The sequence below is a fragment of the Poseidonibacter antarcticus genome, assembly GCF_003667345.1.
In the GTDB taxonomy this organism is placed as follows: domain Bacteria; phylum Campylobacterota; class Campylobacteria; order Campylobacterales; family Arcobacteraceae; genus Poseidonibacter; species Poseidonibacter antarcticus.
The window spans coordinates 174,604-193,242 of record NZ_RCWF01000005.1 but is presented as its reverse complement, the minus strand read 5'-3'; the positions used below and the strand labels follow the sequence as shown (position 1 = coordinate 193,242).

The window sequence follows — 18,639 nt, the reverse complement described above, 5'->3', positions numbered from 1 at the left end:
AATTAAATATTATAAGTTGTCTTTTAAGTATAAATAGTCAGACATTTTTGTCCATTCTCTAGCTTTCTTTTGATAAGCTGCTTGAGAATCTAAAACTTCTTTTAATAAAGGATGATCTTTAGCTTTTTCAACTAATAGCTCTTTATTTGCTTTCTTCATAGCATCCATTACTGGTTTTGGGAAAGTTTTAATTTTAATATTTGGGAATTCACTTGTCATTGTTGACCAAGCTTCACTACTCATATGATAATTTTGGATATACATATCATAAGAACTTACTTTCATAGCTGTAAGTAAAATTTGTTGTAAATGTTTTGGTAATTTATTATAAGATTTTTTATTTACCAAAAATTGTAATTCTGTCGCTGGTTCATGCCAACCTGTATAATAATAAGGTGCAATTTTATGGAATCCCATTTTGATGTCCATTCCAGGGCCTACCCATTCTAATGCATCAATAGTACTTCGTTCAAGTGAAGTATATAATTCACCTGGAGCAATATTTGTAACTTGAACACCAAGTTTAGCCATAACTTCTCCTGCAAAACCAGGAATTCTCATTTTAAGACCTTTTAAATCATCAAGTGATTTGATTTCTTTTCTGAACCAACCACCCATTTGATTTCCTGTGTTTCCACCAGGGAAAGATAAAACCTTATGTTTTTTATATGCTTTTTGCATTAATTCTAAACCACCACCGTAGTAGAACCATGCATACTGCTCAGGTGCAGTCATACCAAATGGCATTGTTGTAAAAGGTAAAGTATCAATATCTTTACCTTTCCAATAATATGATGCAGAGTGACCCATATCATATTGACCACCTTTAACCATATCTAGAATACCAAAAGCAGCTTTATGCTTATTTGCAGCATCAACTCTAATTTTGAATTGCCCATCTGACATTTCTTCAACTAGTTTCGCCATATTATTAGGTGAGTCAATAAATGGAGTTAATGTTGAACCCCATGTAGTTGCTAGCTTCCATTTATAAGTCTTTGCAGCATTAGCTGTAGTTGCAAGACCAGCCAATAGAGCTGTTGTAACAAGTAGTTTTGTAGTAGTTTTTAACATTATCATTTCTCCTTAGATTTGTTATCTAACAAGTTTAACAATACCATGTGATAATTATATGATATTTTTACTACTATTAAATATTTTTAAATATATATCCAGTATCAACTACAGTTTGGATATAGTCATTAGATAGAATCTTTCTTAATCGTCTTATTAAACTTCTAATAGATTCTAATGATGCAAAACTTCCTTCCCAAACGTAATTTTCTATTACTTGATATGATAAAACTTGATTTTTTTTTGTTAAAAAAAGATTTAACAGTAGTCTTTCTTTTTTGGTTAATCTTTGTTCTTTTTTATTTATTACAATTAAAGATGATTTATAATCAAAATAACAATTTGTATCAAAATAGATTAAGTTATCTTGTATTTTACAAAGTTTTTCTATTTTGATCTCTAATTCATCAATAAAAAAAGGTTTTTTTAGATAATCATTACAACCAAAATCATATGATTGTTTGATATCATCAAGTTCTACACTAGCTGATATGATAATCACTGGTATCTCTTTGTAATATTCTCTTATTTTTTTAAGAATTTTAATTCCATCAACATTTGGGACATTTATATCTAATATAAAACAACTATAGCCATCAGCGATTCTTTCCAAGGCTTCTGCTCCATCTAAACATGATTGAACTTTGTAGTCTTTAAGTCTTAATCTTTTACTAATAGTATCATTTAACTTTTTATTATCTTCTAGTAGCAGAATCTTCATCTTAAGCCTTTTTATGAGGTAGTTTAATTGTAAAAATTACATTATCATCTTCATTTCTCACTCTTATAGTTCCCCTCATTTTATCTTCAATAATTACTTTTGCCATATAAAGTCCTAATCCTGTCCCATTATTTTTAGTTGTAAAATAAGGCTGAAAAATTGAGTGTATAATATTTTCATCAATTTTACCTGCATCATCAATAATTTCTATTATATTATGATTTGTTGTCCTTTTGATATTTATGATTATATTTCCTTTGTGATTATTATCTGAATGTTTTTGGATAATTTTATTTTTTGCATTATTTATTAAGTTTAATAAAACTTGTTTAAATTCATTCTCATAGCCGTATATTAAAAGTTCTTCATTTTCATTTATATAATTAAAAGTCATTTCAATATTTGAATAAAACACTTGTTTTCCTATAATTTCATTAATATCACTTAAAGCTTTAGATATTGAAAATAGCTTTTTCTTTGTTGATGGTTTTAAAAAGTTTCTAAAATCATTTAGTGTTCTTGACATATATTTAATTTGAACCATAGAATCATTTACAAAATCATTAACTTCTATATCTTTCAATTCTTTTAATAAATATGATGTTTGTATATCTTGAACAAGAGCTGAAAGTTCAACTAATGGTTCATTCCATTGATGAGCAATTGCTGCTATCATATCACCCATTTCTGCTAATTTACTTTGTTGAATCAAAAATTGTTTTTGTTGAATACGTTCTGTAATATCATCCATAATACAAACAATACCACCAACACTTCCATCAATATTTTTGTAGACTGCTTTATTTAAAATTATATGTTTCATTTGATTTGAAGGTGAGTAATAGGTAAATTCAGATGTGGATGTTGAAAAGGTTTCTAATAATTCTTTATCAATTATCGTGTTTTTTGATGCAACCTCATTTGTGAAAAAATCAAATGCAGTTTTGCCAATTACTTGATCTCTATGTTCATTTACTAAATTTGCAAAAGCTAGATTACATCCTAAAAATTTACCTTCAATATTTTTATAATAAAGAGGATTTGGAATAGTATCAAGTAAAACTTTATCAAATTCAAGTCTATTTGATAATGCATGTTCAACTTTTAATCTTCTTTGTATATTTGCACGAAGAGTTAACACTATAATACTTAGAATCATAATAATTAGTATTGCTAATATAAAGAACTTTGTTAGTTCTTTATATTCAGAACTTGGTTTATTAATTATGATATAGTCATTTAAATTTTTTGTTACATCTATATTAAATCTTTCTAATTCTTTATAATCAAACATATATTCATTTGGAGATTTCTCTAATATTGGTATTTCAGATATTTTTTTGCCATTTAATACATCAAGTGCCATTTTAGATACAGCTTCACCTTGACCGATTGCTGAAGTTAAAAGTCCTCCTACAATTCCATAATTTAAGTAAAAATCCCAAAGTCCATAAATTGGAACATTACTAGATTCTCTAATTTTTTTAAAACTTTGTTTATAAGTAAAGTACTTCCCTGTTGTATCTTTAAATAATAATACAAATAAAATTGCAGTATCTTTACCTAAGTTTGAGACTTTTTTACTAATATTATTAATATCTAAATCATCAATATATTCTATTTCAAAATCATTTTTATATTTTTTTATTATAGGTCTTAAATCTCTTTTTATTGCATAACCTGTTTTTGAAGTATCATTTATTATTACTAATTTCTTTAAGTTTGGATGTAAATGTTTAATTAGTTCAAAATTCTTCTCTATATCAACTTGTTCAACAACACCAGTCATATATTTTTTCATATAATTTTGTTCTAAAAAAGCTTTGTCAAAATTGTTTATTCCGCAAAAAAGAACAGGAAGATTTTCAAATAAATATGTATGATAATTAATCACAAAATCAAAAGCACTGTTATCACTTGCAATAATTAAATCGAAATTTCTATTTTCAAATTGTTTTTTATAAAGTTTTGCTAGTTGGTCTAAGTATGAGGAGTTTGCAATTTTTTTTGTGTCCATATAAACTGTAGTTAATTCTATATTCTCGTAATTCTTAAATCTTTTCTCAATAGTCCTAGAAATATCATCAGTCCAAATATATCCTTTATGATATGAGTGAAGTAATAAGACTTCTTTTGGCTTTTGTGCAAAAAGAAATGTAAAAAAAAGTAAGTTTATTAGTATGAATTTTCTCATTAAAGACCTCTGTTAAGCTATTATATCAAGATTTTGTAAAAATTACATAACTAAATTATGAATTGGGAAAACTGATATATTTTCTTTTTACTTCACAAATTATTTATCTTTATACTAATAAACAAGTAATAGATTTATTATGAAATAATTTCAGATAATAATGGAAATTTTTTTGAAGGTATTAATAAAATGGTCAAATCATATTAAACATATGAATTACATTCAGAAAAATTAGTAGGAGAAGACTGTTTGTAAATAAAAAAAGATAATATTTTGTTTAATTTCATGACCATTTATAGAATATTAGTAATAAATTGTTAATTAATTGTTTGAATTTACAAGTAAAGAGAAATAATTTCACTTTTTATCGTTATATCAAGATTTTGTAAAAATCACATAACCAGATTTTGGTCCATGTGCTCCAATTACTAATGATTGTTCAATATCAGCTGTTTTTGAAGGTCCTGAAATAAATACTCCATATCCAATATCGTCAAAATTTATTTTTTCATATGCTTCATGCATATTTGAAACAATTTCTTTTTCATCAATTACAATTACAATATTTTGTGCAATAAAATATAAAGCTCGATGTCTATTATTTTCATTTTTCATCCAAATAGCACCATTTTCAGCAACTGCAAAATTACCTTTTACAACTGCTACATCTATGTCTTTTAAATTATGTGCATCATCATGGGCATTTGCATCAAAATTTCCTAAAGTAAAACCTTCAACATTTGAAGCAATTTGTTTTTCATCTTTATATAATTCTCTAACAGTTGCATCTAAATCTTTTTTATCAATTACTAAAGCTTTCCCTCCGACACTTTCAATCATTGTTGAGAACTTCTCAAATTTATTTTCAAAAGTTATCCCAAAATTTTCATAAGAAGGAAGTTCTACATCAACAACTACATTATTCTTTCTAATATTTTGTAATATTTTTTCTTTACTAGTCATCTAAATCTCCTTGTTCAAACATTTCTTTAAAACTTTTTTCTGCCATTTTTGGCATATCTCTTTGTTTTCCCCATGTATTTGCTTTACTATAAACAATTGAATCTGGAAGCTTTGGTACAATCTTTCTAGCCATTTTTCCAGCAAAATCAAATAACTTAGGTTTCGACATTAGCCAAGCGGTTACTTTCATTGCCATTTTCTTTTTTGAATCAATCAAATTTAATTCACTTAAATCTTGACGTCTTTCATAAAGTTGCGAATCTAAATCAATTTTTACTGGACATACATTTGTACAAGAACCACATAAAGTACAAGCAAATGGTAAAGTATTATGTTTTTCTGGTTCTTTTACTGAACCTAAAATTGAACCAATTGGTCCAGGAATTACATATTCATAAGAGTGACCACCTGATCTTCTATAGACAGGACAAGTATTCATACAAGCACCACATCTAATACAGTTTAATGCTTTTTTATATTTTTCAGATGATAAGAATTCACTTCTTTTATTATCAACAATAATAATATGCATTTCTCCATCTTCAACGCTCCCGTGAAAATGTGAAGTATAAGAAGTAATTGGTTGTCCAGTTGCACTTCGTGCCAATAATCTTGTAAATACAGATAAATCTTCAAGTCTTGGAATTATTTTTTCAATTCCCATTGAAGCAATATGAAGTTTTGGAACAGATGCTCCCATATCAGCATTTCCTTCATTTGTACAAACAACAACACCACCTGTTTGCGCAATTGCAAAGTTAACACCTGTCATTCCTGCTTGTGCAGTTAGAAAATCTTCTCTTAAACTTGCACGTGCTGCTCTTGTTAAATAAGTAGGATCATCATTTCCTTTTTGGGTTCCTAAGTATTTATGAAATGTATCTGATACATCCATTTTTTTCAGATGAATTGCTGGTAATACAATATGTGATGGTGGTTCATTTCTAAGTTGAACAATTCTTTCACCTAAATCTGTATCAATTACTTCTATTCCTTTGCTTTCTAAAAATGGATTTAAGTGACACTCTTCTGTTAACATAGATTTTGATTTAACCAGTTTTTTTACATTTTTTTCTTTTAAGATTTTATAGGCAATTTCATTATGTTCTTTTGCATCGCTTGCATAATGAACTGTAATTCCCTTTTTATTAGCATTTTTTTCAAACTCTTCAAGATATATATCTAAGTTTGCCATTGTATGAGATTTGATTCTTTTTGCAAATTCTCGTAACTCTTCCCATTCAGGAATAGTCTTAGAAGCTACATCTCTTTTTTCTCTTACAAACCATAATGCTTGGTCATGCCAATGCATTCTCTCATCGTTTGCTACAAATTCTTTTGCATTTTGTGGATGTTTAGTACTCATAATTCTTCTCCTAATAGGATTTGAACAATATGTTTTACTTTTATTGGATGATTATTTCTATTTATAATTCCATCCATATGCATTAAACAAGACATATCAGCACCTGTCATTACAACTGCTTCTGAGTCCAAGTGATCTTTGATTCTATCTTTTCCCATTGCAACTGATATATCTTCTTCTTGTACTGCAAATGTTCCACCAAAACCACAGCATTCATCTTCTCTTCTTAAATTTATAAGTTCAATGCCATCTACTTTTTGTAAAAGATTTTTTAATTTTGAGTCATAAGGAATATTTAATTCACTTGCAGTTGCAAGTTTTAAAGCTCTATGTCCATGACAAGAGTTATGTACCCCTACTTTATAAGGGAAAGAAGAGTTAAAACTTAGATTTTCTAATTTTATTACATCATGTAAAAATTCACATACTTCATAAATAGATGCTTTTACTTTATTATAGTCTTTATCATTATCAAAAAATGGTGCATAATGCTCTTTTACCATTGTAACACAAGAACCACTAGGTGCTACTATATAGTCATAGTCTTTAAATATCTTTACAAATTGTTTGGCTAAAACTTCAATATCTTTAGAACAACCTGAATTTGCCATTGGCTGACCACAGCATGTTTGATTTAAAGGATAATCAATATCCAAACCTTGTTGTTTTAATATTTTATAAGTTGATTTACAGATATCGGGATATAATTCATTCATAAAACAGGGAATAAATAGACCTATTTTCATATATGCTCCTTTTGGATTATAATGTAATTATATATTCAATATATGAAATAAGTATGATATTTTTATTTTTTTAGAAAAATTGAAATATCATTTTCTAAATAATTATCTTTTATATTTATTTTTGGGCAAAGGCTTTTACAAAATTCAAGAACTGTATTTATTTCTACTTTATTAAAAGAGTCTTGTTTTAAGAAATTGAAAATAAATCCTTTATTAGATGTATTATAACAACGTTGTATAAATAATAAAACTTCTTTCTCATTTAATATATTCATAGCTCCACTACAAATATAATAATCAGCATTTATAAGTTCATCTTCAAGTATATTTTTTATAAAAAAATTTGTATTTAAAAATCTTTTTGATGCAGAATTAATCATTTCTTCTTCACAGTCAAGTCCAATATATATTTTTGGTTTTAGATTGTTGTCAAATAAGTAATTATAATATTCACCAAAACCACAACCTGCATCAACTATAACACTTTCTTTAATATCATATTTAATAAATTTGCTTAAAATTTCGAATCTTATGTATTGTGATTCTTTAGAGTTCCAGTGAACACCTCTTGGGCTTATACCATATCTTTTAATAACTTTTTTATAAAATTCTTTATTATTTTTATACCCGATTTTAGACATTATTTACAATTATCAATTTGTTCTATAATTACATTATTATCTTGAATAAACTTAGAAATTATTTTAGAATTAGTATGTTCATATGCTATGTCATAAACTATTCTTTGTATTCCACTTGCAATTAAATTCTTTGAACATTCACTACAAGGTTCTAGCGTTACGTAAATTGTTCCACCTTCTATACTTATACCTTTTCTTGCTGCCCAAATAATTGCATTCATTTCAGCATGTATTTCATATGTTTTTGACCAATCATGATGATCTTTTGTATATTTACCATTCCAATGGTCATTACAATTTTGATAACCACTTGGAGTTCCGTTGTATCCAGTTGATAAAATTCTTCCATCTTTTACTATAACTGCACCAACTTGTTTTGAAACACATTTTGACGCTTTTGCTATCTCTTTTGCAATATTTATAAAACTTTGATCATTTAACATCTTTTGACCTTATATAATTTTATGGAATTATATCTAAAGATATTTGATATTAGTATTTTATCAATATATTAAGATAGGAATTATTCTTTAAGTCTTAAATTAAGCTTATTTATTCTAACAAAAATAAAAATATAATTATAATTGTGCTAATATACTAAAAAAATTGACAATATTAAGAAAAGGCTGATTATGGATTTTAAAGAAATCAAAGAATTAATAAGAGTATTTGACAAAAGTGAATTAAATAAATTAAAAGTTAAAGATGGAGAATTTGAAATTTCTATGCAAACTGGATTTGAAGGTGGAACTGTTGTTTCAACTACATCAGTACCAGCTCCTGCTACATCGGTTGCTGTTGCACCAGCAGTTGCACCTGTTGAAGCCTCGGCACCTGCAGCAATATTAGGAGATACAATTAATTCACCAATGGTTGGAACATATTATGCTTCGCCTTCACCTGAAGCGCCAGCATTTGTAAAGATTGGAGATACAATTAAAAAAGGTCAAACTTTATGTATTTTGGAAGCTATGAAAATTATGAATGAAGTTGAAGCTGAATTTGACTGTAAAATCATTGATATGTTAGTTAAAGACGGTGATCCAGTTGAATATGATATGCCTATATTTACTGTAGAAAAAATATAAAGTTTCGTCATGGCAGAAATTAAAAAAATATTAATTGCTAATAGAGGTGAAATAGTTCAAAGAGCTATTCGAACTATTAGAGAAATGGGTAAGAAATCAGTTGCTGTTTATAGTGTTGGTGATAAAAATGCATCATATTTAAAACATGCTGATGAAGCAGTATGTATTGGTGGTGTTAAATCTGCTGATTCATATTTAAATATCCCTGCACTTATTACTGCTGCTGAAATGACTGGATGTGATGCAATTTTTCCAGGTTATGGTTTCCTTTCTGAAAATCAAGACTTTGTAGAGATTTGTAGATTACATGATATTAAATTTATTGGTCCTTCTAATGACGTAATGGAAAAAATGGCTGATAAATCTAAAGCAAAAGAAGAGATGGTAAGAGCAGGTGTTCCTGTTGTACCAGGATCAACTGGTGCTGTACATACTGTTGAAGAAGGTAGAGTTATTGCTGCAGAAATTGGTTATCCAATTATGGCAAAAGCATCTGCTGGTGGTGGTGGAAGAGGAATGAGACTTATTAATGATGAATCTGATTTTGATCAATTATTCATGGCTGCATCTTCAGAAGCATTGGCTGCATTTGGTGATGGTACTATGTACTTAGAAAGATTTATTAATAATCCAAGACATATTGAAGTTCAAGTTCTTGGTGATTCTCATGGTAATGCTATTCATATTGGTGAGAGAGATTGTTCGTTACAAAGAAGACATCAGAAAGTTATTGAGGAATCACCTGCAATTTTATTAAGTGATGAAACAAGAGCTCATTTACATGATGTTGCAGTTAAAGCTACTAAATATTTAAAATATGAAGGTGCAGGAACTTTTGAATTCTTAGCAGATGATAAACAAAATATTTACTTTATGGAAATGAATACAAGACTTCAGGTTGAACATCCAGTTTCTGAAATGGTTTCAGGGCTTGATATTGTTGAATGGATGATTAAAGTTGCAGAAGGTGAAGAATTACCAGCTCAAGAAAAAATTAAATTTAGTGGTCATGCTATTGAAGTTAGAATTACAGCAGAAGATCCTAACTCATTTTTACCAAGTCCTGGTGAAGTAACTCAATGGATGGTTCCAGGTGGAAGAAATGTAAGAGTTGATTCACATTTATACGCAGGTTATATTGTGCCTCCATATTATGATTCAATGGTTGGAAAACTTATTGTTTGGGGTAGAAATAGAAATAAAGCTATTAATATTATGAAAAGAGCTTTAAATGAATTTGAAGTAGAAGGAATTAGAACAACTATTCCTTTCCATAAGAAAATGATGGAAAATGAAGACTTTATTTCAAATAATTACGATACTAAATACTTAGAAAACTACAAATCACTTGATGATATTTAAGAAATAAGGGTTTTTTCCCTTATTCTTGAAGCTTAAATTAATATTAAAATAGCTATAATGCGCCAAATCATACACATTTATATACCCCATTCTACTTTGATAGATATATATCAAAGATTCATTTTTGATAAACAATACTCAACTTTGACATAACTGAAATTACGTTTTAATCGTACATTAATGGGAAGATAAGATCTACTTATATAACCGTGTATTATTTAATAAAAATATACTAAGGTAAAAAATGACTTTTAAAGATTTCAATTTCAAAGAACAGTTACAAAACGCAATCGACCATGCAGGATTCAAAGAACCAAGCCCTATTCAATCAGAAGCAATTCCTATTGTTTTAGAAGGTAAAGATATGGTTGGACAAGCTCACACAGGTACAGGTAAAACAGCAGCATTCGGACTTCCAATTATTAATATGATGGAAGGACAAAAAGGTGTTGAAGCTGTAGTTATCGTTCCAACAAGAGAACTTGCAATGCAAGTATCAGATGAATTATTTAGATTCGGGAAAAACTTAAACTTAAATACAGCAACTGTATATGGTGGTCAGTCTTATTCTATTCAATTAAGAAATATAGACAGAGCATCAATTATTGTTGCAACTCCAGGAAGATTTTTAGATTTATTAAGAAGTGGAAAAATTAATATTAAACCTTCTTTTGTAGTTTTAGATGAAGCAGATGAAATGCTTGATATGGGATTCTTAGATGATATTAAAGAAGTATTTACTTTCTTACCAAAAGAAAGACAAACTTTATTATTCTCTGCAACTATGCCACAAGCTATTAAAAATCTTGCAAAAACAATTTTAAAAGAACCAGAATTTGTTACATTAACTAAAAAAGATGTTACTAACTCAAAAATCACACAAACATATTATGTTGTTGATGAAAGAGAAAGAGATGATGCTTTAATTAGATTATACGATTTCAAAGCTCCTACAAAATCAATTATCTTTTGTCGCACAAAAAAAGAAGTTGATAGATTATCAACTTTCTTAGTATCTCAAGGATATATGGCAAAAGGTCTTCATGGTGATATGGAGCAAAGACAAAGAGAAGAAGCTATTAGAGCTTTTAAAACATCTAAATTAGAAATTCTTATTGCAACTGATGTTGCTGCTCGTGGACTTGATGTAAATGATGTTTCACATGTATTTAACTATCATTTACCATTTGATTCTGAGTCTTATGTACATAGAATTGGTAGAACTGGACGTGCAGGAAAACTTGGTGTTGCAGTTTCAATTGTAACTCCACATGAATTTAGAATGCTTCAAAAAATTGAAAAAAATATTGGAACAAAACTTGAAGGTAAGATTATTCCAAATATTGATTCAGTTAAAGTGAAAAAAACAGCTGATTTAAAAGGTAAGATTACTGGACAAGAAATCAAAGATTATGCTTTAGAGCTTGTTGAAGATTTAAAATCTGAATTTGATATTGATACTATTGCTGCTAAATTAGCATCAATGCTTGCATCATCTACTTATGTAAAAGGTAATGATAGAATTGGTAAATCAGAAAGTGATATACTAAGATTAATTGAAAATGCACCAAGAGGTGATGACAGAGGTGGTCGAGGTCGAGGTGGATACCGTGGTGGAAACCGAGGCGGAAGATCAGGTGGTCGAGATAATCGTTCTGGTGGAAGACCAAGTGGTGATAGAAATAGAAGTGGAAGATCTGATAATCGTTCTGGTGGAAGACCAAGTGGCGATAGAGAAAGAAGCGGAAGATCAGATAATCGTTCTGGTGGTGATAGAAATAGAAGAAGAGATTAGTCTCTTCTTCCCCACTCTTTTAAATAATTCTTAAAAATAATCTTTTTTAAATTCTTTTTCTTTATTCTTCTTACATTAAATTTATAAATTTGATGGAATATAATATAGTCTTTTTAAATAAAATAACTACATTGCCTATAAATACTTTAAGCTTAATTAAAGGTCTAATAAGTAATTTTCTACTACAATACGGTCGATAAAATCTCATAATAGTCACAAAAGGGTTACTTTGGATATTAAAACTTTCGATACTTTGGATAAGGCAACAGAAAAATCAGTTTCTAGCTTTGCAAAACTTTCTCTAGCACTACTTTTTATAGTGGTGGTATTTTTATGGTCATATACCTCATATGGAGATCTTCCAAATAACACATTTTTAGTTATTGGAGCTGTATTTGGTGCATATATGGCTATGAATATTGGAGCAAATGATGTTGCAAATAATGTAGGACCTGCTGTTGGTTCAAAGGCGATGACTTTAATGTGGGCAATTGTAATTGCTGCAACTTTTGAAGCCTTAGGTGCTTTTGTTGCTGGTGGTGATGTTGTTAAAACAATTAAAAAAGGTATTATCGATCCAGCTTTAATTTCTGATCCTCAGATATTTATTTGGGCTATGACAGCTGCTTTATTATCAGCTGCTTTATGGCTTAACTTTGCAACTTCAATAGGTGCTCCTGTTTCTACTACACACTCTATTGTAGGTGGAGTTATGGGTGCTGGAATTGCTGCTGCTGGCTTTTCAATTGTTTCATGGGGAACTATTGCTAAAATTGCTGCTTCATGGATTATTTCTCCTATTTTAGGAGGTATTGTTGCTGCTATTTTTTTATATGTTATTAAAACCAAGATTGTTTATAAAAAAGATATGATAGCTTCTGCTCAAAGAGTTGTTCCATATTTAATAGCTATAATGACTTGGGCATTCTCAACTTACCTTATTTTAAAAGGTTTAAAAAAAATCATTAAATTAGAATTTATAAGTGCATTAGGTATTGGATTACTTATTGCAATAGTTGCTTATCTTTTAGTTAAACCTTTAATTTTAAAAGTTTCTAATAAATTAGAAAATACAAGAGTGAGTGTTAATACACTATTTACAATCCCATTAATTTTCGCAGCTGCACTTTTAAGTTTTGCACATGGTGCAAATGATGTTGCAAATGCAATTGGACCATTAGCTGCAATTAATGATGCGGTTATGAGTTCTGAAATCTCAAGTAAAGTTGATATTCCTTTTTGGGTTATGGCTGTTGGAGCAGTTGGTATTGCTGTTGGACTTGCATTATATGGACCAAAACTTATTAAAACAGTTGGGTCTGAAATTACTGAACTTGATCAAATGAGAGCATATTCTATTGCAATGGCTGCTTCAATTACTGTTATTATTGCATCACAATTGGGTCTTCCTGTTTCTTCAACACATATTGCAGTTGGTGGAGTTTTTGGTGTTGGATTTTTAAGAGAATATTTAGATTCAAATGAAGCAAGATTCTTACAACAAATACGAAAAAAGTTTAAAAAACATAAAAAAGAATTAGATTCGATGACTACTGAACTTAATGAATTAGAAAAAATTGAATCAAAATCAAAAACAAATTATATAAGAATTGTTGAACTTTATAAAGGTATTGATGAAAAACAAGAAATTGTTAAACAAGAAAAAAGAGATGTCAAAGATGCCAAAAGTGTTAAATATGTAAAAAGAGATGCTGTTAAAAAAATTATTGCAGCATGGGTTATTACAGTACCAGCTGCTGCAATTATATCTGCGGCAGTATTTTTTATGATTAAAGGTATTATGGCTTAAGTAGGATTATCTACTTAAGGTATAATACCTTCTTCTTCTTCTTTTTATTGATAGATTTTATTTGTTTATGATAAAATCACAAAAAAGCTAGGACTTTCCCATCGACGCTATCTTACTAGTATTACCCGTTTATTTCTTTATTTTATTAGGCTTTATTGCTAAAAGGGTTTTTGATGAAGAAATAAATGAACGTACTATTGTTATAATATCTCTTTATTTTTTTCAACCAATATTAATATTTTGGGGTTTAACAAAATCTCCAATAGATTATGCCTTTATTGCAACACCTATTATTTATCTAACAATTATATTAATATTATTATTTGTATTGTTTTTTCTTAGTAAATTAATATTTAAAGAAAGAAAAACACAATCAATCTATTTAGCAACTGCATTAGTTGGAAATACAGGTAATTTAGGAATTCCTTTAGGAATTGCACTGTTTGGTGTGGCTTCTGTACCTTACACTAGTATTATTAATATTGCAAATATTTTCTTTATATATATATTTTCTGTATATTTCTTTGCAAGAGAACAATTTTCTATTAAACAAGCCTTTCGTTCAATTTTAAAAATACCTGGTATTTGGTTTGCATTTTTAGCACTTTTTGTTAATTATAGTGAAATTGGTATTAACAAAAATCTTTATACTGCTTTGGAAATGGGAGCTTATACTTCTATGGTTTTACAATTATTGATTTTTGGTATTTATTTATCGAAAATTAAAGTTAGAACAATTCCTTGGTTTTTATCATTGCAAGTTAGTTTTATTAAGCATATTTGCTTACCATTATTTGGTATTTTTATAGTTATGTATTTTACTGATTTGAATCCTTATGTAAGTTCTATTTTGATTATGGAATTAATGGTGCCACTTGCTGTTAATAATGTAAATATGGCTGCTTTATACAATTGTAGACCTTATGATGTCACAGCTTCTATTTTAGTTTCATCAATTATTTTTGTTTTTTTACTTTACCCTTATATTCAAATTATTGAATACTTTATTAAATAGGTTTTATTATGTGTGGAATTTTAGGTACAAATTTTTTATCAAATGACTTTAAACAAGCTTTACAAATACAAAACAATAGAGGTCCTGATTATCAAAATAGTATAAAAATTGATAATAAAGAGTTTGGACATAATCGTTTGGCAATTATTGATTTAGATAAAGAAGCAAATCAACCAATGGTTTTTGATGATATTTTAATAGTTTTTAATGGTGAAATCTATAACTATAAACAGTTAATTATAGATGAAGAATTTGAATGTAAAACTGCTTCAGATACAGAAGTTTTGATACGACTTTACCAAAAGTATGAAACAAACTTTTTAAATAAACTAAATGGAATGTTTTCATTTTGTATCTATGATATGAAAAAAGAAAAGTATTTTTGTGCAAGAGATAGATATGGTAAAAAACCTTTCTTTTACTACTTTAAAGATAATAAATTTATCTTTGCTTCATCTATTAAATCTATTTTAAAATTGCTTGATAAAAAACCAAATTTAAATAAAGTTGCAGTAAATAAATACTTACAATATTTTGTTTCTTATGGAGAAGATACTTTTTATCAAAATATCTTAAAACTTGAAGCGGCAACTTATTTTGTGTATGAACCAAAAAAATCAAAAGAGCTTCAAAAGAAAAGATTTTATAAAATAAATACATATAAAAAAATCAAAGATGAACCTACTGCATTAAAAGATATTGAAGAACTTTTATTCAAAAGTGTTGAAAGTAGACTTGTTGGAGATGTTGAAGTTGCATCACTACTTAGTGGTGGAATTGATAGTTCACTAATATCAGCTTTATATACAAAAATATCAGGTAAAAGAATCAATACTTTTTCAGTTGGTTATGATGAATATAAAAATTATTGTGAATTAGATTATGCACAAATAACTGCAAATCACATAAATTCAAATCATCATCCTGTGATAATTGGTCAAAAAGAGTATATCAATAATTTTCACGAAACTTTAGATGCACTAGAAGAACCTCATGGAGATAGTGCTGCAATTCCTTTGAATATTCTAAGTCAAAAGATACATCAAAGTGGAATAAAAACTGTTCTGTCAGGTGAAGGAAGTGATGAAATATTTTTAGGTTATGATAATTATGCAAAATTTTTAAAATATTATGAGTTTGAAAAATCATTATCAAATGGGCAAAATGAGTTTTTAAATACAATTGTTTCAGCATTGCAAAACAATACTAAAGAGAGTGAGTATTTAAGAAGAATTGTAAAAAAACAAAATTTATATAACTCTTTTGGAGAAATATATACAGATATTCAAAGAAAAAAACTTTTTAATAAAGTACCAACATATAAGACAGAAAAAGCAAAAAATGATCCAGTAGATTGGATGAGTTATATTGATTTAAAAATATGGTTAGGTGAATCATTACTTTCAAAGGTTGATAGGATTTCTATGCATAACTCTTTAGAAGTTAGAACACCTTTTTTGGATTTTAATTTGGTAAATTATATGTTTAGTATTGACTCAAATATAAAAGTTGGAAATACAAATAAATATTTACTAAAGAAAATCGCTTCAAAATATATACCTAAAAAAATTATTAATAGAACAAAAAAAGGTTTTAATTCACCCTTTAATGAGTGGTTAAATGAAGAATATGGAAAAACAATATTAGATACAATAATTGATGTAAATAATACAACTAAGCTATTTAATGAGACCTATATTAGACATATTTATGCGCTTTCTTTGGATAGAAAATTTAAACAACACCTTTATTCTTTATTTATATTTTCTTTATGGTTTAAAAAAGAGTATATGAATTAAGAAACAAAATTGTAAAATCATAATTCATAAATTTATAATATTTAAAAGGGATTTTATGACAGTATTAATACCTGTTGATTCAACAGATAGAAATGAATGCGTAATTGCTTCAATTGAAGAAAACAAATCTTGGGCTTTTGTAACTTTAGATGGTGGTAAAATTACTAATGTAGAGTTTGTAGATAGAAGAGAAGATATAATTGAATGGATTGATGCAGTTGTTGTTATAAATGATCAAGAATACGTTTGGCCATTTATGGATGAAGGAATAATTGCTTTAGTTGCTCCTACACAAAAAAGTATTGATGAAATTATTGAGGCTTTTATATTCAAAGACCTACATGATTTTTCTATATAAATGATTTTTGAAAAAAAAGATCAAGATAGCTTAAATAAAATTATTGCTTCAAGACGAGATGTTAGAGGTAATAATTTTATAAATAAAAAGATCTCAAAAAAGAAACTTCTAAAGATTTTAAACTCCGCACAAAATGCACCTTCTGTTGGATATTCTCAACCTTGGCGTTTTCTTATTGTAAATAAAGAAGATAAAGAGTTAGTTTATAATCATTTCTCCAAATCTTATGAAAAGAGTAAAGAAAAATTCAATAATAAGTTATATAATTCTTTAAAACTTGAGGGAATAAAAGAGTCAAATATTAATATTGCTGTTTATTATGAGAAGAGTAAAACTAATATTTTGGGACAAACTTATATGAAAAGAACAGGTGAATATTCTGTTGTATGTGCAATTTTAAATATGTGGTTAACTGCAAGATCTTTAAATATTGGAATGGGATGGGTATCTATTCTAAAACCAAAAAAGATCAATAAAATTTTTGATATTAATAAAAATGATTATAAATTTATTGCATATTTATGTTTTGGATATACAAAAGAGTTTTTGACCGAGCCTGAATTAAAAAGACTTGGCTGGAAAAAGAAAAAGAAATTAAAAGAGATTATTTTAAAGAAAGGGAAAAAATGAAAAAATCAATTGTAAAATTGGGAGTTACTTCTGTACTTTTAATTGCAATGAGTATGAGCTTACAAGCAAAGGATAAAGTTTATAAGTTAAAATTAGCAACAACTTGGGGTAAAACTACTCGACCATTAATTGATACTACAATGAATATGGTAAAATTAGCAGAAGAAATGTCAGATGGAAGATTAAAAATTAGAGTTGATACAGCAGATAAACATAAAGCACCTTTTGGTATTTTAGATATGGTTAAAGCTGGTCAATATGATATGGGTCACTCAGCTTCGTATTATTGGAAAGGTAAAGATATAAACACTTTACCATTTACTTCAATGCCTTTTGGGATGACTGCACCTGAGCAATATGCATGGTTTTATTACGGTGGTGGATTAGAACTTATGAATAAAGTTTATGCTAAACACAATATGTTATCTTTCCCTGGTGGAAGTACCGGATTACAAATGGGTGGATGGTTTAGAAAAGAAATCAAGTCACTTGATGACCTAAAAGGTCTTAAAATGAGAATCCCTGGTTTTGCAGGTGAAGTTATGGCTAAACTTGGTGTTCAAGTTACAAATATTGCTCCAGGTGAACTTTATACAGCACTTGATAGAAATAATATTGATGCATTAGAATGGGTTGGACCATCAATGGACATTAATATGGGATTTCATAAAATCGCACCTTTTTATTATACTGGATGGCATGAACCAGCTTCAGAAATGCAATTTATGATTAATAAAAAATCTTATGCAAAACTTCCTAAAGATTTACAGAAAATTTTAATTGTAGCAATGAAAACAGCAGCGTATGATATGTATATTCAAAATTATGATTTAAATGCAAGTGCATGGCAAAGTATGTTAAAAGATAATCCAGAAATAAAAGTTAAAACTTTTCCAAAAGAAGTTATGGATGCTATGAAAAAATCAAATAAAGAATTAAGAATTGAACTTGGTGCAAAAAGTGCTTTATTAAAAGAAGTACTTGATTCTCAAGAAGCTTATCAAAAAAAAGTTAGAGAATGGACAAAAATGTCTGACTATTTATATTTAAAAGATAATTTAGAATAGTAGGAAAGAA

Annotated in this window: 17 protein-coding genes; 9 read left to right on the top strand and 8 right to left on the bottom strand. The window is 27.9% G+C overall.

Annotation, left to right across the window (positions count from 1 at the left end; translation table 11 throughout):
* Positions 1–9 precede the first annotated feature (9 nt).
* From D9T19_RS08270 to D9T19_RS08235, 8 genes are all read right to left on the bottom strand, one after another.
* Positions 10–1,074, bottom strand: coding sequence for a TRAP transporter substrate-binding protein (locus tag D9T19_RS08270; RefSeq protein ID WP_121627756.1), 1,065 nt, complete (start codon positions 1,072–1,074; stop codon positions 10–12).
* A 76-nt stretch (positions 1,075–1,150) separates the two neighbouring features.
* The gene (locus D9T19_RS08265) at positions 1,151–1,795 is read right to left on the bottom strand and encodes a response regulator transcription factor (protein WP_121627755.1); all 645 of its coding nucleotides are present in this window, start codon (positions 1,793–1,795) and stop codon (positions 1,151–1,153) included.
* Position 1,796: 1 nt separating this feature from the next.
* Positions 1,797–3,989 carry a sensor histidine kinase gene (locus D9T19_RS08260; RefSeq protein ID WP_121627754.1) on the bottom strand — a complete coding sequence of 731 codons (2,193 nt, stop codon included), beginning with the start codon at positions 3,987–3,989 and terminating at the stop codon, positions 1,797–1,799.
* 375 nt (positions 3,990–4,364) lie between these two features.
* Positions 4,365–4,952 carry a LutC/YkgG family protein gene (locus D9T19_RS08255; RefSeq protein WP_121627753.1) on the bottom strand — a complete coding sequence of 196 codons (588 nt, stop codon included), beginning with the start codon at positions 4,950–4,952 and terminating at the stop codon, positions 4,365–4,367.
* Positions 4,945–6,318: a LutB/LldF family L-lactate oxidation iron-sulfur protein gene (locus D9T19_RS08250; protein WP_121627752.1), complete on the bottom strand. Its 1,374-nt coding sequence runs from the start codon at positions 6,316–6,318 to the stop codon at positions 4,945–4,947. Before D9T19_RS08250 ends, D9T19_RS08255 begins: the two co-directional genes overlap by 8 nt.
* Entirely contained in the window at positions 6,315–7,064 is a 750-nt protein-coding gene (locus tag D9T19_RS08245) for a (Fe-S)-binding protein (RefSeq protein WP_121627751.1), read from the bottom strand. The genes D9T19_RS08250 and D9T19_RS08245 overlap by 4 nt, the downstream gene beginning before the upstream one ends.
* 62 nt (positions 7,065–7,126) lie before the next feature.
* A complete protein-coding gene (locus D9T19_RS08240; RefSeq protein ID WP_121627750.1) occupies positions 7,127–7,705 on the bottom strand; it encodes a class I SAM-dependent methyltransferase in 579 nt (192 codons plus the stop codon).
* Positions 7,705–8,148, bottom strand: coding sequence for a deoxycytidylate deaminase (locus D9T19_RS08235; protein ID WP_121627749.1), 444 nt, complete (start codon positions 8,146–8,148; stop codon positions 7,705–7,707). Before D9T19_RS08235 ends, D9T19_RS08240 begins: the two co-directional genes overlap by 1 nt.
* A gap of 189 nt (positions 8,149–8,337) precedes the next feature.
* Between D9T19_RS08235 and accB the strand changes: the two genes are divergently transcribed.
* The 9 genes from accB (at position 8,338) to D9T19_RS08190 (ending at position 18,629) form a co-directional block, all read left to right on the top strand.
* A complete protein-coding gene (gene accB / locus D9T19_RS08230; RefSeq protein ID WP_121627748.1) occupies positions 8,338–8,793 on the top strand; it encodes an acetyl-CoA carboxylase biotin carboxyl carrier protein in 456 nt (151 codons plus the stop codon).
* Between the two features lie 9 nt (positions 8,794–8,802).
* Complete coding sequence (locus tag D9T19_RS08225) at positions 8,803–10,155, top strand: acetyl-CoA carboxylase biotin carboxylase subunit (protein ID WP_121627747.1); 1,353 nt, start codon at positions 8,803–8,805, stop codon at positions 10,153–10,155.
* A 244-nt stretch (positions 10,156–10,399) separates the two neighbouring features.
* A complete protein-coding gene (locus tag D9T19_RS08220) occupies positions 10,400–11,950 on the top strand; it encodes a DEAD/DEAH box helicase (RefSeq protein ID WP_121627746.1) in 1,551 nt (516 codons plus the stop codon).
* A gap of 229 nt (positions 11,951–12,179) precedes the next feature.
* Positions 12,180–13,760 carry an inorganic phosphate transporter gene (locus D9T19_RS08215; protein WP_121627745.1) on the top strand — a complete coding sequence of 527 codons (1,581 nt, stop codon included), beginning with the start codon at positions 12,180–12,182 and terminating at the stop codon, positions 13,758–13,760.
* A gap of 100 nt (positions 13,761–13,860) precedes the next feature.
* Complete coding sequence (locus D9T19_RS08210; RefSeq protein WP_121627744.1) at positions 13,861–14,775, top strand: AEC family transporter; 915 nt, start codon at positions 13,861–13,863, stop codon at positions 14,773–14,775.
* 8 nt (positions 14,776–14,783) lie between these two features.
* Positions 14,784–16,574, top strand: coding sequence for an asparagine synthase (glutamine-hydrolyzing) (gene asnB, locus D9T19_RS08205; protein WP_121627743.1), 1,791 nt, complete (start codon positions 14,784–14,786; stop codon positions 16,572–16,574).
* A 55-nt stretch (positions 16,575–16,629) separates the two neighbouring features.
* Positions 16,630–16,932, top strand: coding sequence for a hypothetical protein (locus tag D9T19_RS08200; RefSeq protein WP_121627742.1), 303 nt, complete (start codon positions 16,630–16,632; stop codon positions 16,930–16,932).
* Entirely contained in the window at positions 16,933–17,562 is a 630-nt protein-coding gene (bluB, locus tag D9T19_RS08195) for a 5,6-dimethylbenzimidazole synthase (protein ID WP_121627741.1), read from the top strand. It begins immediately after the preceding gene.
* Positions 17,559–18,629 carry a TRAP transporter substrate-binding protein gene (locus tag D9T19_RS08190; RefSeq protein ID WP_121627740.1) on the top strand — a complete coding sequence of 357 codons (1,071 nt, stop codon included), beginning with the start codon at positions 17,559–17,561 and terminating at the stop codon, positions 18,627–18,629. The genes bluB and D9T19_RS08190 overlap by 4 nt, the downstream gene beginning before the upstream one ends.
* Positions 18,630–18,639: the final 10 nt, after the last annotated feature.

Bases quoted from the DNA above. Each gene is read 5' to 3' on its own strand.
- D9T19_RS08255 (WP_121627753.1), bottom strand. From the start codon at position 4,952: ATGACTAGTAAAGAAAAAATATTACAAAATATTAGAAAGAATAATGTA.
- asnB (WP_121627743.1), top strand. From the start codon at position 14,784: ATGTGTGGAATTTTAGGTACAAATTTTTTATCAAATGACTTTAAACAA.
- D9T19_RS08240 (WP_121627750.1), bottom strand. From the start codon at position 7,705: ATGTCTAAAATCGGGTATAAAAATAATAAAGAATTTTATAAAAAAGTT.
- D9T19_RS08260 (WP_121627754.1), bottom strand. From the start codon at position 3,989: ATGAGAAAATTCATACTAATAAACTTACTTTTTTTTACATTTCTTTTT.
- bluB (WP_121627741.1), top strand. From the start codon at position 16,933: ATGATTTTTGAAAAAAAAGATCAAGATAGCTTAAATAAAATTATTGCT.
- D9T19_RS08220 (WP_121627746.1), top strand. From the start codon at position 10,400: ATGACTTTTAAAGATTTCAATTTCAAAGAACAGTTACAAAACGCAATC.
- D9T19_RS08200 (WP_121627742.1), top strand. From the start codon at position 16,630: ATGACAGTATTAATACCTGTTGATTCAACAGATAGAAATGAATGCGTA.
- D9T19_RS08270 (WP_121627756.1), bottom strand. From the start codon at position 1,074: ATGTTAAAAACTACTACAAAACTACTTGTTACAACAGCTCTATTGGCT.
- accB (WP_121627748.1), top strand. From the start codon at position 8,338: ATGGATTTTAAAGAAATCAAAGAATTAATAAGAGTATTTGACAAAAGT.
- D9T19_RS08235 (WP_121627749.1), bottom strand. From the start codon at position 8,148: ATGTTAAATGATCAAAGTTTTATAAATATTGCAAAAGAGATAGCAAAA.
- D9T19_RS08190 (WP_121627740.1), top strand. From the start codon at position 17,559: ATGAAAAAATCAATTGTAAAATTGGGAGTTACTTCTGTACTTTTAATT.
- D9T19_RS08245 (WP_121627751.1), bottom strand. From the start codon at position 7,064: ATGAAAATAGGTCTATTTATTCCCTGTTTTATGAATGAATTATATCCC.
- D9T19_RS08225 (WP_121627747.1), top strand. From the start codon at position 8,803: ATGGCAGAAATTAAAAAAATATTAATTGCTAATAGAGGTGAAATAGTT.
- D9T19_RS08265 (WP_121627755.1), bottom strand. From the start codon at position 1,795: ATGAAGATTCTGCTACTAGAAGATAATAAAAAGTTAAATGATACTATT.
- D9T19_RS08250 (WP_121627752.1), bottom strand. From the start codon at position 6,318: ATGAGTACTAAACATCCACAAAATGCAAAAGAATTTGTAGCAAACGAT.